The sequence below is a fragment of the Actinokineospora auranticolor genome (genome assembly GCF_041897805.1).
GTDB classification, from domain to species: domain Bacteria; phylum Actinomycetota; class Actinomycetes; order Mycobacteriales; family Pseudonocardiaceae; genus Actinokineospora; species Actinokineospora auranticolor.
In genome coordinates this window covers 7626010-7638883 of record NZ_CP154825.1, presented here as the reverse complement: position 1 = coordinate 7638883, position 12874 = coordinate 7626010, and the positions used below count along the sequence as shown (strand labels likewise).

Below are 12874 nucleotides of genomic sequence, written 5' to 3'. Positions count from 1 at the left end.
ACGCCGGTGCTCTTGCCGGGTCCGTAGAGTCGACTGGCATGACAGCTCAGACCGGGCCCACCGCCGGGCCGGACGACCTGGTCCTCGCGGGTGAGTTCGAGCCCGCGACGCATTCGCGCTGGCAGGGCATGGTGGACCGGGTGCTGCGCAAGTCCGGTGCCGTGCCCGACGACTACGACCACCCGGTCGAGACGCTGCTCACCACCCGCACCTACGACGGCGTCGAGCTGAAACCGCTCTATAACCGAGCTGAAGTCCCGGAGAACTTTCCCGGGCTCCCGCCCTTCCTGCGCGGTGCCCGGCCGGAGGGGTACGTGGCCGGTGGCTGGGACGTCCGCCAGCGGCACGCCGACCCCGACCCGGTCGCCACCCGGGCCGCGGTGCTCGCCGACCTCGAGCACGGCGTCACATCGCTGTGGCTGGTCGTCGGTGCCGCCGGGATCCCGGTGGGCGCGCTCGGCGACGTGCTCGCCGACGTCTACCTCGACCTCGCCCCGGTCACCCTGGACGCGGGCGCCGACTTCCGCGCCGCCGCCGGCGAGCTGCTGCGCCTGCACGCCGACAAGGGCGTCCCACCCGCCAGGGTGCGCGGCAACCTCGGCGCCGACCCGCTCGGCCACCGGGCGCGCACCGGCCAGGACGCCGACCTCGACGGCGCCGCCGCACTGGCCGCCGAGACCGCCCGCAGCCACCCGGGTCTGCGCGCGGTCGTCGTCGACGGCCTGCCCTACCACCAGGCGGGCGGCTCCGACGCCGAGGAACTCGGCGCCGCGCTCGCCGCGGGCGTCGCCTACCTGCGGGCGATCACCGCGGCCGGGCTGACCGTGGACGAAGCGGCGGCCCGGCTGGAGTTCCGCTACGCCGCCACCGCCGACCAGTTCGGCACCACCGCCAAGTTCCGCGCCGCGCGCAGGCTGTGGTCGCGGGTGCTGGAGGTCTGCGGCGCCACCCCGGTCGGGCAGCGGCAGCACGCGGTCAGCTCGCCCGCCATGCTCACCGCGCGCGACCCGTGGGTGAACCTGCTGCGCACCACCCTGGCCTGTTTCGGCGCGGGTGTGGGCGGCGCGGACGCGGTCACCGTGCTGCCCTTCGACACCGCGCTCGGCCTGCCCGACCCGTTCGCCCGGCGGATCGCCCGCAACACCCAGGCGGTGCTGCTGGAGGAGTCGCGGTTGGCCGGGGTGATCGACCCGGCGGGCGGCTCCTGGTACGTCGAGGCGCGCACCGACGAGCTGGCCGGGGCCGCGTGGGCCTGGTTCACCGAGATCGAGCGCGCGGGCGGGCTGCTCGCCGCGCTGGACTCCGGCTTGGTCGCCGAGCGGCTCGCCGCGACCTGGGCGGCCCGGTCGGCGAACCTGGCCACCCGCACCGACGCGCTCACCGGGGTCAGCGAGTTCCCGAACCTGGCCGAGCGGGTCCCGAGCAGGCGGCCCGCGCCCGCCGCGCCGTCCGGCGGGCTGCCGGTCGTGCGGTACGCGCAGGAGTACGAGGAGCTGCGCGACCGCGCGGACCGCGTGCTCGCCGAGACCGGCGCCCGGCCGAAGGTCTTCCTCGCCACCCTCGGCCCCGTCGCCGCGCACACCGCGCGCGCCACTTTCGCCGCCAACCTGTTCCAGGCGGGCGGGATCGAGACCCCCGACGGCGGCGTGCTCACCGACGCGGAGACCGCCGCCGCGCGGTTCACCGAGAGCGGCGCGACCGTCGCCTGCCTGTGCGGGGCCGAGCGGTCCTACGGCGAACTGGCCGCCCCGGTCGCCCGCGCGCTCAAGGCCGCTGGTGCCGCCACCGTGCTGCTCGCCGGTAAACCGTCCGATGTGGAGGGTGTGGACGGTTTCGTGTTCACCGGCTGCGACGCGCTCGACGTCCTGCGCACCACCCTGGAAACCCTGGGAGTCCCCGCATGAGCATCCCCGACTTCGGCGGCATCGACCTCGGCGAGCCCGCGACCGCCACCGCGGCCGACTGGCGCGCGGCGTTGCAGGCGAGCACCGGCAAGGACGCCGACGCCCTGGTGTGGGAAACCCCCGAGGGCATCGGCATCCGACCGGTCTACACCGCCGAGGACCTGGCCGGGCTGGATTTCCTCGACACGTACCCGGGCATCGCCCCGTACCTGCGCGGTCCGTACCCGACGATGTACGTCAACCAGCCGTGGACGATCCGCCAGTACGCGGGTTTCTCCACCGCGGAGGAGTCCAACGCCTTCTACCGCCGCAACCTCGCCGCCGGGCAGAAGGGCCTCTCGGTCGCCTTCGACCTCGCCACCCACCGCGGCTACGACTCCGACCACCCCCGGGTGGCCGGTGACGTCGGCATGGCGGGTGTGGCCATCGACTCCATCTACGACATGCGCCAGCTGTTCGAGGGCATCCCGCTCGACAAGATGAGCGTGTCGATGACGATGAACGGTGCCGTGCTGCCGGTGCTCGCGCTCTACGTCGTCGCGGCGGAGGAGCAGGGCGTCGCGCCGCAACAGCTCGCCGGGACCATCCAGAACGACATCCTCAAGGAGTTCATGGTCCGCAACACCTACATCTACCCGCCGCGGCCGTCGATGCGGATCATCTCCGACATCTTCGCCTACACCTCGCGGACCATGCCGAAGTACAACTCCATCTCCATCTCCGGCTACCACATGCAGGAGGCCGGGGCCACGGCCGACCTGGAACTGGCCTACACCCTCGCCGACGGCGTCGAGTACCTCCGCGCCGGTCGCGACGCGGGACTCGACGTGGACCGGTTCGCGCCCCGGCTCTCGTTCTTCTGGGCCGTGGGCATGAACTTCTTCATGGAGGTCGCCAAGCTGCGCGCGGCCCGGCTGCTGTGGGCCAAGCTGGTCAAGGGTTTCGACCCGAAGGACGCCAAGTCGCTGAGCCTGCGCACGCACTGCCAGACCTCCGGCTGGTCGCTGACCGCGCAGGACGTCTACAACAACGTCATCCGCACGTGCGTCGAGGCGATGGCCGCCACCCAGGGGCACACGCAGTCCCTGCACACCAACGCCCTCGACGAGGCGCTGGCGCTGCCGACCGACTTCTCCGCGCGCATCGCCCGCAACACCCAGTTGTTGCTGCAACAGGAATCCGGCACCACCCGGGTCATCGATCCCTGGGGCGGCAGCGCTTTCGTCGAGCGGCTCACGCACGACCTCGCGCGCCAGGCGTGGGGGCACATCGGCGAGGTCGAGGCCGCGGGCGGGATGGCCAAGGCGATCGACGCGGGCATCCCGAAGCTGCGCATCGAGGAGGCCGCCGCGCGGACCCAGGCGCGGATCGACTCCGGGCGCCAGCCGGTGATCGGGGTGAACAAGTACCAGGTGTCCGACGAGGAGGCGATCGACGTCCTCAAGGTCGACAACGCCGGGGTGCGGGCGCGGCAGGTGGAGAAGTTGCGGCGGTTGCGCGAGGAGCGCGACGGCGACGCGGTCGAGCGGGCGCTGGCCGCGCTGACCCGGGCCGCCGACGCCGACGGGAACCTGCTGGAGCTGGCCATCGACGCGGCGCGGGCGAAGGCCACCGTCGGGGAGATCTCCGAGGCGCTCGGCCGGGTCTGGGGCAGGCACTCGGCGCAGATCCGTACCATCTCCGGGGTGTACCGCGACGAGGTCGGCAAGGGCGCGGCGAACGGCGCGGTGGACACCGCGCGGTCCACTGTGGACGCGTTCGCCGACGCGGAGGGCCGCAGGCCGCGGCTCCTGGTCGCCAAGATGGGCCAGGACGGGCACGACCGCGGCCAGAAGGTGATCGCCACCGCGTTCGCCGACCTCGGCTTCGACGTGGACGTGGGCCCCCTGTTCTCCACCCCCGACGAGGTCGCGCGCCAGGCGGTCGAGGCGGACGTGCACATCGTCGGGGTGAACTCGCTGGCCGCCGGGCACCTCACCCTGGTGCCCGCGCTGCGCGCCGAACTGGCCGCGCTCGGCCGTCCGGACATCATGATCGTGGTCGGCGGCGTCATCCCGCCGCAGGACTTCGACGAGCTGCGGGCCGCGGGCGCGGCGGCGATCTTCCCGCCCGGCACGGTCATCGCCACCGCCGCCACCGAGCTGCTGCGCAAGCTCGCCGAGCAGCACGGGCACGGGCTTGGCTGAGCCGGTCGACGTCGGGACCTACGCCAAGGGCGTGCTGGCGGGTGACCGCGCGCTGCTCTCGCGCGCGATCACCCTGGTCGAGTCCCGGCGGGCCGACCACCGCGCCATGGCCCAGGAACTGCTGGTCGAGCTGCTGCCGCACGCGGGCGGCGCGCACCGGGTCGGCATCACCGGCGTGCCCGGCGTCGGGAAGTCGACCTTCATCGACGCCCTCGGCACGAACCTGACCGCGGCGGGTCGCCGGGTCGCGGTGCTGGCCGTCGACCCGTCGTCGACCCGCACCGGCGGCAGCATCCTCGGCGACAAGACCCGGATGTCGCGGCTGGCGGTGGACCCCCGGGCGTTCATCCGACCGTCCCCCACCTCAGGGACCCTCGGTGGGGTGGCCCGGGCGACCCGGGAGACCATCGTGCTGATGGAGGCGGCGGGATACGACACCGTGCTGGTGGAGACCGTCGGGGTAGGCCAATCCGAGACGACCGTGGCGGCCATGGTCGACTGCTTCCTGTTCCTCACGCTCGCCCGAACGGGCGACCAGCTGCAGGGCATCAAGAAGGGCGTGCTGGAACTCGCGGACGTCATCGCCGTCAACAAGGCCGACGGCGACCACGCGCGCGAGGCCGCCAAGGCCGCCAGGGAACTGGCGGGCGCCCTGCGGCTGCTGCGCGACCCGGATGCGACCTGGACCCCGCCCGTGCTGACCTGCAGCGGCCAGGAGAACCACGGACTCGACGAGGTGTGGCAGCAGGTCGAGGCCCACCACCGCACCCTGACCGACTCCGGCGAACTGGCCGCGAAGCGCAGGCAGCAGCAGGTCGACTGGACCTGGGCCATGGTCCACGACACCCTGCTCTCCCGGCTCCGCGACCACGCCGGCGTCCGCGCCGCGGCCCCTGGCCTGGAAGAACGGGTCCGCGCGGGCACCCTCACCGCCACCCTGGCCGCCGAGGCCATCCTCGCCGCCTTCACCGACCCGGTCGAGTGACCCCGACAGGCTGACCCGCGCGGGACGCGCGGTGTTCGCGGACGGTGACCGCGACCACTAATCTTGGTGACGACTCTCTCTCCCCGAGCCCGGAGGGCAGGCAGTTCCATGCGCATGGCCAGAGTGCTGCTCGCGGCGGTCGCCGCCGTCGTGCTCCTCGTCGGCGGGCCGCCCGCCGCCTTCGCCGCGTCACCCACGCAGGCGGGGGTGGTCGGTCTGGCGCAAGCCCCGACCGCGCCCGGTGTCGACCTCCAGCCCCCGCCCACCGAGGCCGAGCGGGACAAGGCCAAGAACAAGATCGTCGTCGGGGTGGTCGCGGTGGTGCTGCTCGGCATCGTCATCTACGGCAACCGGGTGCGGGCCAAGCGGCGCAAGGGCTGACGCGGTCGGCGGGTGATGCGGTTCACCTCCCCTGGACCACCCCTCATCTTGATCAAGGACCAGTGCGGGCGAACCCCCGTCGCCCGCTCACCGCAGCACCACGACCGCGGGCCGTAAGCCACTGCTTTCCGGGGTTGTTCGACCCTCGAAATGCGGCAGGATCGTGGCAAATGGAAATCGGAACCACGATAGTCGTCGCAACCAGGGGGGTCGCGTGACCGTGTTGGACTCGCGTCCCGACGTGCCGTCCGAGGGGGGACGGAAGGCGCGCTCGGGTGGGGGTGGGCCGGAGCCCACCGTGCTGATCACGCCGACTGGCGTCACGATGCCCCCTGTGCAGGATCTCGGAGCGGGTCGCGGGCCCGCGTGGCTCGACCAGTGGCTGACCGCCAACGCCTCGGACGTGGTGGCCTGGTTCCGCCACATCCACGCCAACCCGGAGCTGTCCCGGCAGGAGTTCGCGACCACCGAGCTGGTCGCGGGTCTGCTCAAGTCGTTCGGCCTGCAGCCGGAGCTGCTGCCCGGCGGCAGCGGGCTGGTCTGCGACGTCGGCACCGGCGAGCGCTGCGTCGCGCTGCGCGCGGACATGGACGCGCTGCCCATGACCGAGGCCACCGGCCTGCCGTACGCGGCCACGGCGCCCGGCGCCGCGCACGCCTGCGGCCACGACGCGCACACCACCATCCTGCTCGCCACCGGCATCGCGCTGGCCTCCGCGCCGTCGCTGCCCGGCCGCGTCCGGCTGATCTTCCAGCCCGCCGAGGAGGTCTTCCCCGGCGGCTCGCTCGACATCATCGACGCGGGCGGCCTGGACGGCGTGGAGCGGATCTTCGGCCTGCACTGCGACCCGCGCACCGAGGTCGGCAAGATCGGCACCCGGGTCGGCGCCATCACCTCGGCCACCGACCTGGTGCAGGTGCGGCTCACCTCCCCCGGCGGCCACACCTCCCGCCCGCACCTCACCGCCGACCTCGTGCACGCGCTGGGCACCGTCATCACCGGGCTGCCCGCGCTGCTGTCGCGGCGCATCGACCCGCGCTCGGGGACGGTGCTGGTCTGGGGCGCGGTGCACGCGGGCGACGCGCCGAACGCGGTGCCCCAGGACGGCCTGCTGCGCGGCACCCTGCGCACCGGCGACCACGACGTGTGGTCGGACCTGGAACCGCTGGTGTCCGGGCTGGTGCAGTCGCTGCTGGCGCCGACCGGGGTCGGCTACGAGCTGGAGTACCAGCGCGGCGTGCCGCCGGTGGTCAACGAGCGGGAGAGCACGCAGTACCTGCGCACCGCGATCGAGTCCGCGCTCGGCGAGTCCGGGCTGGTCGGCACCAAGCAGTCGGCGGGCGGCGAGGACTTCGCCTGGTACCTGGAGCACGTGCCCGGCTCGTTCATGCGGCTGGGCGTGTGGTCCGGCGAGGGCCAGCCCAAGGACCTGCACCAGCCCACGTTCCAGCTCGACGAGCGGGCGCTGCTGGTCGGGATCCGGGTGATGACCCACGCCGCGCTGGCGGCGCTGGGCTGAGAGCAACCGGGGGAGTCCCTGTGCGGAACAGGGGCTCCCCCGGGTTCGACTGTCGGACCGGGCCGTTCCGGGTTCGACTACCGGGTACGGGTTACCCGTGTTCGACTACCGGACACGGGTAACCCGTGTTCGACTACCGGACACGGGTTACCCGGGTTCGACTACCGGATCGGGTCGCCTACCAGGCGTGCGCCACGTCGATGACCAGGCGTGAGCCGCCGCCCGGGCCGTCGAGGACGAGGACGCGGAACGGCAGCCGGGCCCGCACGCCGAGGCCGACGGTGGTCTGGCCCTCGAACGAACCGGCCCACGCGACCTGGCGGAACGTCCGGTACCCGGTGGTGTTCACCAGTTCGGACCGGTTGGCCGGGGTGTAGGTGGGCTGCCCCGCGTCGTCGTAGGCGGGGGCGTAGGCGACGATCTGCAGCTTGGCGCCGCCGCGCAGCGGCACGACGTGGCCGGAGCCGTCCTCGGTGACCTCCGGGACGTAGCGCACGCTGTAGCCGTGCGCGGCCGGTGCGGCGATGTCCAGGACCAACCGGTCGTAGCAGTCCTGCTGGCCGGAGCGCACGTTGGTCAGCGTGCCGCGCTCCAGGGTGCCCGCCGACTTGTCCGTCGAGCCCCAGCTGATCCCGCAGTAGCCCTCGGTGGCCGAGGCCACGGACGGCACCGCGACCGCGAGCGCGGCGGCCGTGCCCACGGCCACCACCGCCGCGGCGATCCGCTTGGGCGTGAGTCTCAGTGTTCGCATCTTCCTCAATCTCCCCTCTGACCCCGACCGCCACTCACGGTCCACTGTGGAGCAGCGGTCGATGCAGGTGCGGCCGTGGTCGGGCCGCACCTCGGGAGACGTGCGTACGGGCGTGGAGTTGCCCGGCGCCGAGGTGGAGCGGACTTTCAGCTGGCGGTGGCCGGGCCGATGCCGTCGCACGGTCGGGTGCGCAGGCCGTCGACGTAGTCGGCCGGTGCGCCCGCGGCCTCCGCCGCGTCCGCGACCACGCCGAGGTAGCGGGCCGACGGCAGGCCGCCCTCGTAGGCGTCGAGCACGTAGAGCCAGGCCAGCACCGAGCCCTCCAGGGTCTGCACCCGCAGCCTGATCTTGGAGTGCAGGCCGAGCTCGGAGCCCTCCCACCGGTCGAGGTTGACCTCGTCGTCGGTGACGTCGTAGAGCACGACGAACACCTGCGAGCCCGGGTCCTCGACGATGGTGGCGAGCGCGCCCTCCCAGCCGAGGTCCTCGCCGCCGAAGGTGAGCCGCCAGCCGACGAGCCACCCCGTCCCGGCCATCGGCGAATGCGGGGCTCGCTGCATCATCTGGCCCGGATCCATGTTCGACCCGTAGGCGGCGTAGAGCGGCACGCGGCACAGCCTAGCGACACAGTGCGGTGTCAGCAGGCAGCCGCGCCAAGGGATCACCTTTTCGCGGCCACCCCGGTGCTCGTCAGTGCGTCCCGGTTACCGTGTTCGCGGTACACGCGCGGGTGAAACGGAGGACCAGGTGACCCGGATCGTGATCATGGGTGGCGGACCGGCGGGCTACGAGGCCGCCCTGGTCGCCGCACAGCACGGGGCCGAGGTGACGGTCGTCGAGCGCGACGGTCTCGGGGGCGCCTGCGTGCTCTACGACTGCGTCCCGTCCAAGACGTTCATCGCCTCCGCGGGTGCCCGGGTGGCCTTCCGCGACGCCGACGAGCTGGGCATCGGCACCAACGACGTGGACTCCACCGTGCACCTGCCGGTGGTCCGCGGCCGGGTCCGGGGGCTGGCGCTGGCCCAGTCCGCCGACATCCGCAACCGGGTGCAGCGCGAGGGCGTGCGGGTGGTCGGCGGCACCGCCCGGTTCTGCGACGACCGCACCGGCATGGCCGCGCACCGGATCGCCATCGAGACCAACACCGGGGAGACCGAGGTCGTCGAGGCCGACGTGGTGCTCATCGCCACCGGCGCCACCCCCCGGGTGATCCCCGGCGCGGAGCCCGACGGCGTGCGGGTGTTCGACTGGCGGCAGATCTACGACCTGTCCGAGCTGCCCGAGCACCTGGTGGTGGTCGGCTCCGGGGTCACCGGCGCGGAGTTCGCCTCGGCGTTCATCGAGATGGGCGTCAAGGTCACGGTCATCTCCAGCCGCGACCGGGTGCTGCCGCACGAGGACGCCGACGCGGCCGCGGTGCTGGAGGACGTGTTCTCCGAGCGCGGCACCACGCTGGTCAAGCACGCCCGCGCGGAGAAGATCGAGCGTGACGCCGACGGGGTCACCGTGCACCTGCGCGGTGGCGAGACCGTGCGCGCCAGCCACGCGCTGATGACCGTGGGCTCGGTCCCCAACACCACCGACATCGGCCTGGACAAGATCGGCATCGAGCCGGGCCCCGGCGGGTTCATCACCGTCGACCGGGTCTCGCGCACCAGCGTGTCCGGTGTCTACGCCGCGGGCGACTGCACCGGTGTGCTGATGCTCGCGTCCGTGGCCGCGATGCAGGGCCGGATCGCGATGTGGCACGCGCTGGGCGAGGGCGTGGCGCCGATCAAGCTGAAGACGGTGGCGGCGAACGTGTTCACCCACCCGGAGATCGCCACCGTGGGCATCAGCCAGCAGGCCATCGACGCGGGCGAGGTGCCCGCGCGCACCATCACCCTGCCGCTGGCCACCAACGCCCGGGCCAAGATGTCCGGCCTGCGCCGCGGGTTCGTGAAGCTGTTCTGCCGCCCCGCCACCGGGGTGGTCATCGGCGGCGTCATCGTCGCGCCGAGCGCCAGCGAGCTGGTCCTGCCGATCGCGCTCGCGGTGCAGAACCAGCTGACCGTGGACGACCTCGCGCTGACCTTCTCCGTGTACCCGTCGCTGTCGGGTTCGATCACCGAGGCGGGTCGCCAGCTGATGCGGCACGACGATCTGGACTGAACTCCGGCGGAATTCACCCGGTTCGGGGGTTTGAACGCTAGGTTCACCACATCGTGCAAATCTAGCGCCTGACTGCTCGCTTCTCGGTGACTGGATTTACACGAGAAAGAGTGAAACTCTGGCCCCGCTCTTTCGATAGACCTACTGAGCCGGTACCCCTGGGGGACCGAACCGTTACGGAGGCTGACCATGCCGCGTCGGACTGAGTGCCCGGAATGCCTGGGCTCAGGACTCGCCCCCAACCGCAAGGACTTCTGCCCGCGCTGCGGCGGGATCGGACAGATCCCGCGGCTGTGGGCCGGGGTGTTCGCGATCGCAGGAAAAGACAGAACGACCAACGCCTAGTACCCGGGCATTGCCGGTGCGCCGCACTGGGGCGGTGCACCGGACACCCGTGCACTCGGCGAACCAGGTTCGGTGATGTTCGTTCGCTTCCCGGTCGCTACCGCGCGGTGGCGGGCCGCCGCGGTGGGTGGCCGGGGGTGGACCGTGCCGGAATCGGATCGCGCTGAGCGGTCCAGCGGATCGCGCTGAGCGGCCCGCTGTTCGACGAAAGCTGGAAATACCCCAGGGGTAGGGGTGCTGGTCGCCCGGGCGGGGCGGCCGGTGCCCCCGCCGAAAAGGGGATTGGCACTACGCTATTCGGTTGATGCCGTTCTCCGGTCGCGCGCGGAATTCAGTCATTCCCCGCCCAGTCGAATGTGCGCGTGACGGCCTTCTTCCACTGGCGGAACAGGCGTTCGCGCTCCGCCTCCGGCATGGACGGTGCCCACTCCTCGTCCTTGGCCCAATTGGCGCGCAGGTCCGCTTCCCCCGCCCAGAAGCCGACGGCCAGCCCGGCGGCGTAGGCGGCGCCGAGCGCGGTGGTCTCCGCGACGACCGGCCGGATCACCGGCACGCCCAGGATGTCGGCCTGGAACCCCATCAGCAGGTCGTTGACCACCATGCCGCCATCCACCTTGAGCGAGGTCAGCGGCACGCCGGAGTCGGCGTTCATCGCCTCGATCACCTCGCGGGTCTGGTACGCGGTGGCCTCCAGCACCGCGCGGGCCAGGTGTCCCTTCGTGACGAACCGGGTCAGGCCGACGATCGCGCCGCGCGCGTCGGCGCGCCAGTAGGGGGCGAACAGGCCGGAGAACGCGGGGACGAAGTAGCAGCCGCCGTTGTCCTCGACCGACCGCGCGTGCTCCTCGATCTCCGCCGCCGTGCCGATCATGCCGAGGTTGTCCCGCACCCACTGCACCAGTGAGCCGGTGACCGCGATGGAACCCTCCAGCGCGTAGACCGGTGGGCGGTCGCCGAGCTGGTAGCAGACGGTGGTGAGCAGGCCGTTCTCGCTCGCGACGCGCTCGGTCCCGGTGTTGAGCAGCACGAAGTTGCCGGTGCCGTAGGTGTTCTTGGCCTCGCCGGGGTCCAGGCAGGCCTGGCCGAAGGTGGCGGCCTGCTGGTCGCCGAGGATGCCGGTGATCGGCACGCCGCCCAGCGCGCCGCGCTCGCGCACCCGGCCGAACTCGCCCGCGGACGGTCGGATGTCGGGCAGCATGGACAGCGGGATCCCCATCTCCGCCGCGATGTCCGCATCCCAGTCCAGTGTGGACAGATCCATGAGGAGGGTGCGGGAGGCGTTGGTCGGGTCGGTGAGGTGCGCGCCGCCGTCGACGCCGCCGGTCATGTTCCACAGCAGCCAGGTGTCCACGGTGCCGAACAGCAGGTCGCCCGCCTCGGCCCGGGCCCGGGCACCGTCCACGTTGTCCAGGATCCAGCGGACCTTCGGGCCGGAGAAGTAGGTGGCCAGCGGCAGTCCGGTGGTCGCGCGGTAGCGCTCCTGGCCGCCGCCGAGCGCGCCGAGGTCGGCGGCGATCCGGTCGGTGCGGGTGTCCTGCCAGACGATCGCGTTGTACACCGGTTCCCCGGTGGTCCGGTCCCACACGACGGCGGTCTCGCGCTGGTTGGTGATGCCGACCGCGACGACGTCCGACGGCGCGAGGTCGCCCTTGGCCAGCGCGCCCGCCACCACGGTCCGGGTGTTCGCCCAGATCTCCACCGGGTCGTGCTCGACCCAGCCCGCCCGCGGGAAGATCTGCTCGTGCTCGCGCTGGTCGATCGCGACGACGCGACCCTCGTGGCTGAAGACCACGCAGCGCGTGGAGGTGGTGCCCTGGTCGATCGCGGCCACGTAGTCGGTCATGGGGTCAGCCTCTCGTGAACTCTCGTCAAACAGGCAGGGTGCGGTAGAGGAGACCCGCGGCGGTCGCGCCGAGCAGGGGGCCGAGCACGGGGACCCAGGCGTAGGGCCAGTCCGGGTCGCCCTTGCCGCGGATCGGCAGCACCGCGTAGGCCAGGCGCGGGCCCAGGTCGCGGGCGGGGTTGATGGCGTAGCCCGTCGGGCCGCCGAGGGAGGCGCCGACGGCGATGACCACGAAGGCGACGGCCGCGTAGCCCAGCGCGGAGTTGCCGAACTGGGGCACGCCGCTGCTGTCGGCGGCTTTGGCGGCGGGGCTGGTGAGCACCCAGAACACCAGCACGAAGGTGCCGATGACCTCGGTGACCAGGTTCCACGGCAGCGCGCGGATGGCCGGGCCGGTGGCGAAGATCCCGAGTGTGGCCCGGGGTTCGTCGTGCGCGTCGAAGTGGGGTTTGTAGGCCAGCCAGCACAGCACCGCGCCGAGGAAGGCGCCGGTGAACTGGCCGAGCAGGTACGCCGGTACCGCCGACCAGGGCAGTTGCCCGGCGCACAGCAGGCCGGCGGTGACGGCCGGGTTGAGGTGCGCGCCGCTGGGGGCGGCGACGCTGGCGCCGGTGAACACGGCGAAGCCCCAGGCCAGGGTGATCAGCAGCCAATTGGTCCCGTGCCCGAGGGTGCCCCTGAGCGTGGTGTTCGCGACGACGCCCGCGCCGAGCAGGATCAGCGTGCCCGTGCCCAGCAGTTCCCAGAGGACGGTCTGCCAGAAGGGCAAAGGCATGCGGTGCTCCTCACGCCGGTGCGCACCTACCCTG

10 protein-coding genes are annotated in these 12874 nt (G+C 72.5%); 6 read left to right on the top strand and 4 right to left on the bottom strand.

Going from position 1 to position 12874, the window contains the following annotated elements:
• Positions 1-38: 38 nt before the first annotated feature.
• From V5P93_RS33265 to V5P93_RS33245, 5 genes are all read left to right on the top strand, one after another.
• Positions 39-1904, top strand: coding sequence for a methylmalonyl-CoA mutase family protein (locus V5P93_RS33265; protein WP_104478149.1), 1866 nt, complete (start codon positions 39-41; stop codon positions 1902-1904).
• Positions 1901-4090, top strand: coding sequence for a methylmalonyl-CoA mutase (gene scpA, locus V5P93_RS33260; protein ID WP_104478150.1), 2190 nt, complete (start codon positions 1901-1903; stop codon positions 4088-4090). Before V5P93_RS33265 ends, scpA begins: the two co-directional genes overlap by 4 nt.
• Positions 4083-5075 carry a methylmalonyl Co-A mutase-associated GTPase MeaB gene (meaB, locus tag V5P93_RS33255; RefSeq protein WP_104478151.1) on the top strand — a complete coding sequence of 331 codons (993 nt, stop codon included), beginning with the start codon at positions 4083-4085 and terminating at the stop codon, positions 5073-5075. Before scpA ends, meaB begins: the two co-directional genes overlap by 8 nt.
• A 108-nt stretch (positions 5076-5183) precedes the next feature.
• Positions 5184-5456, top strand: a complete 273-nt coding sequence (locus tag V5P93_RS33250; protein ID WP_146107962.1) for a hypothetical protein — start codon at positions 5184-5186, stop codon at positions 5454-5456.
• Positions 5457-5670: 214 nt separating this feature from the next.
• Positions 5671-6975, top strand: coding sequence for an amidohydrolase (locus V5P93_RS33245; protein ID WP_104478153.1), 1305 nt, complete (start codon positions 5671-5673; stop codon positions 6973-6975).
• 178 nt (positions 6976-7153) lie between these two features.
• Here V5P93_RS33245 and V5P93_RS33240 read toward each other — a convergent pair whose 3' ends face one another.
• Both V5P93_RS33240 and V5P93_RS33235 read right to left on the bottom strand, forming a co-directional pair.
• Positions 7154-7726 (bottom strand): hypothetical protein, encoded by a 573-nt coding sequence (locus V5P93_RS33240; RefSeq protein WP_104478154.1) that lies wholly within the window; start codon positions 7724-7726, stop codon positions 7154-7156.
• 146 nt (positions 7727-7872) lie between these two features.
• The gene (locus V5P93_RS33235) at positions 7873-8334 is read right to left on the bottom strand and encodes a gamma-glutamylcyclotransferase family protein (protein WP_104478155.1); all 462 of its coding nucleotides are present in this window, start codon (positions 8332-8334) and stop codon (positions 7873-7875) included.
• Positions 8335-8473: 139 nt separating this feature from the next.
• Between V5P93_RS33235 and V5P93_RS33230 the strand changes: the two genes are divergently transcribed.
• Positions 8474-9877: an NAD(P)H-quinone dehydrogenase gene (locus V5P93_RS33230; RefSeq protein WP_104478156.1), complete on the top strand. Its 1404-nt coding sequence runs from the start codon at positions 8474-8476 to the stop codon at positions 9875-9877.
• Between the two features lie 676 nt (positions 9878-10553).
• On the opposite strand, the gene glpK is transcribed toward V5P93_RS33230, so the two are convergent.
• Both glpK and V5P93_RS33220 read right to left on the bottom strand, forming a co-directional pair.
• Positions 10554-12065: a glycerol kinase GlpK gene (glpK, locus tag V5P93_RS33225; protein ID WP_104478157.1), complete on the bottom strand. Its 1512-nt coding sequence runs from the start codon at positions 12063-12065 to the stop codon at positions 10554-10556.
• Between the two features lie 25 nt (positions 12066-12090).
• On the bottom strand, positions 12091-12840 hold the full coding sequence (locus V5P93_RS33220; protein ID WP_104478158.1) for an MIP/aquaporin family protein: 750 nt from the start codon (positions 12838-12840) through the stop codon (positions 12091-12093).
• Positions 12841-12874 lie beyond the last annotated feature (34 nt).

Coding starts and splice junctions, on each gene's coding strand:
- V5P93_RS33265 (WP_104478149.1), top strand. CDS start 39: ATGACAGCTCAGACCGGGCCCACCGCCGGGCCGGACGACCTGGTCCTC.
- scpA (WP_104478150.1), top strand. CDS start 1,901: ATGAGCATCCCCGACTTCGGCGGCATCGACCTCGGCGAGCCCGCGACC.
- V5P93_RS33250 (WP_146107962.1), top strand. CDS start 5,184: ATGCGCATGGCCAGAGTGCTGCTCGCGGCGGTCGCCGCCGTCGTGCTC.
- V5P93_RS33240 (WP_104478154.1), bottom strand. CDS start 7,726: ATGCGAACACTGAGACTCACGCCCAAGCGGATCGCCGCGGCGGTGGTG.
- glpK (WP_104478157.1), bottom strand. CDS start 12,065: ATGACCGACTACGTGGCCGCGATCGACCAGGGCACCACCTCCACGCGC.
- V5P93_RS33220 (WP_104478158.1), bottom strand. CDS start 12,840: ATGCCTTTGCCCTTCTGGCAGACCGTCCTCTGGGAACTGCTGGGCACG.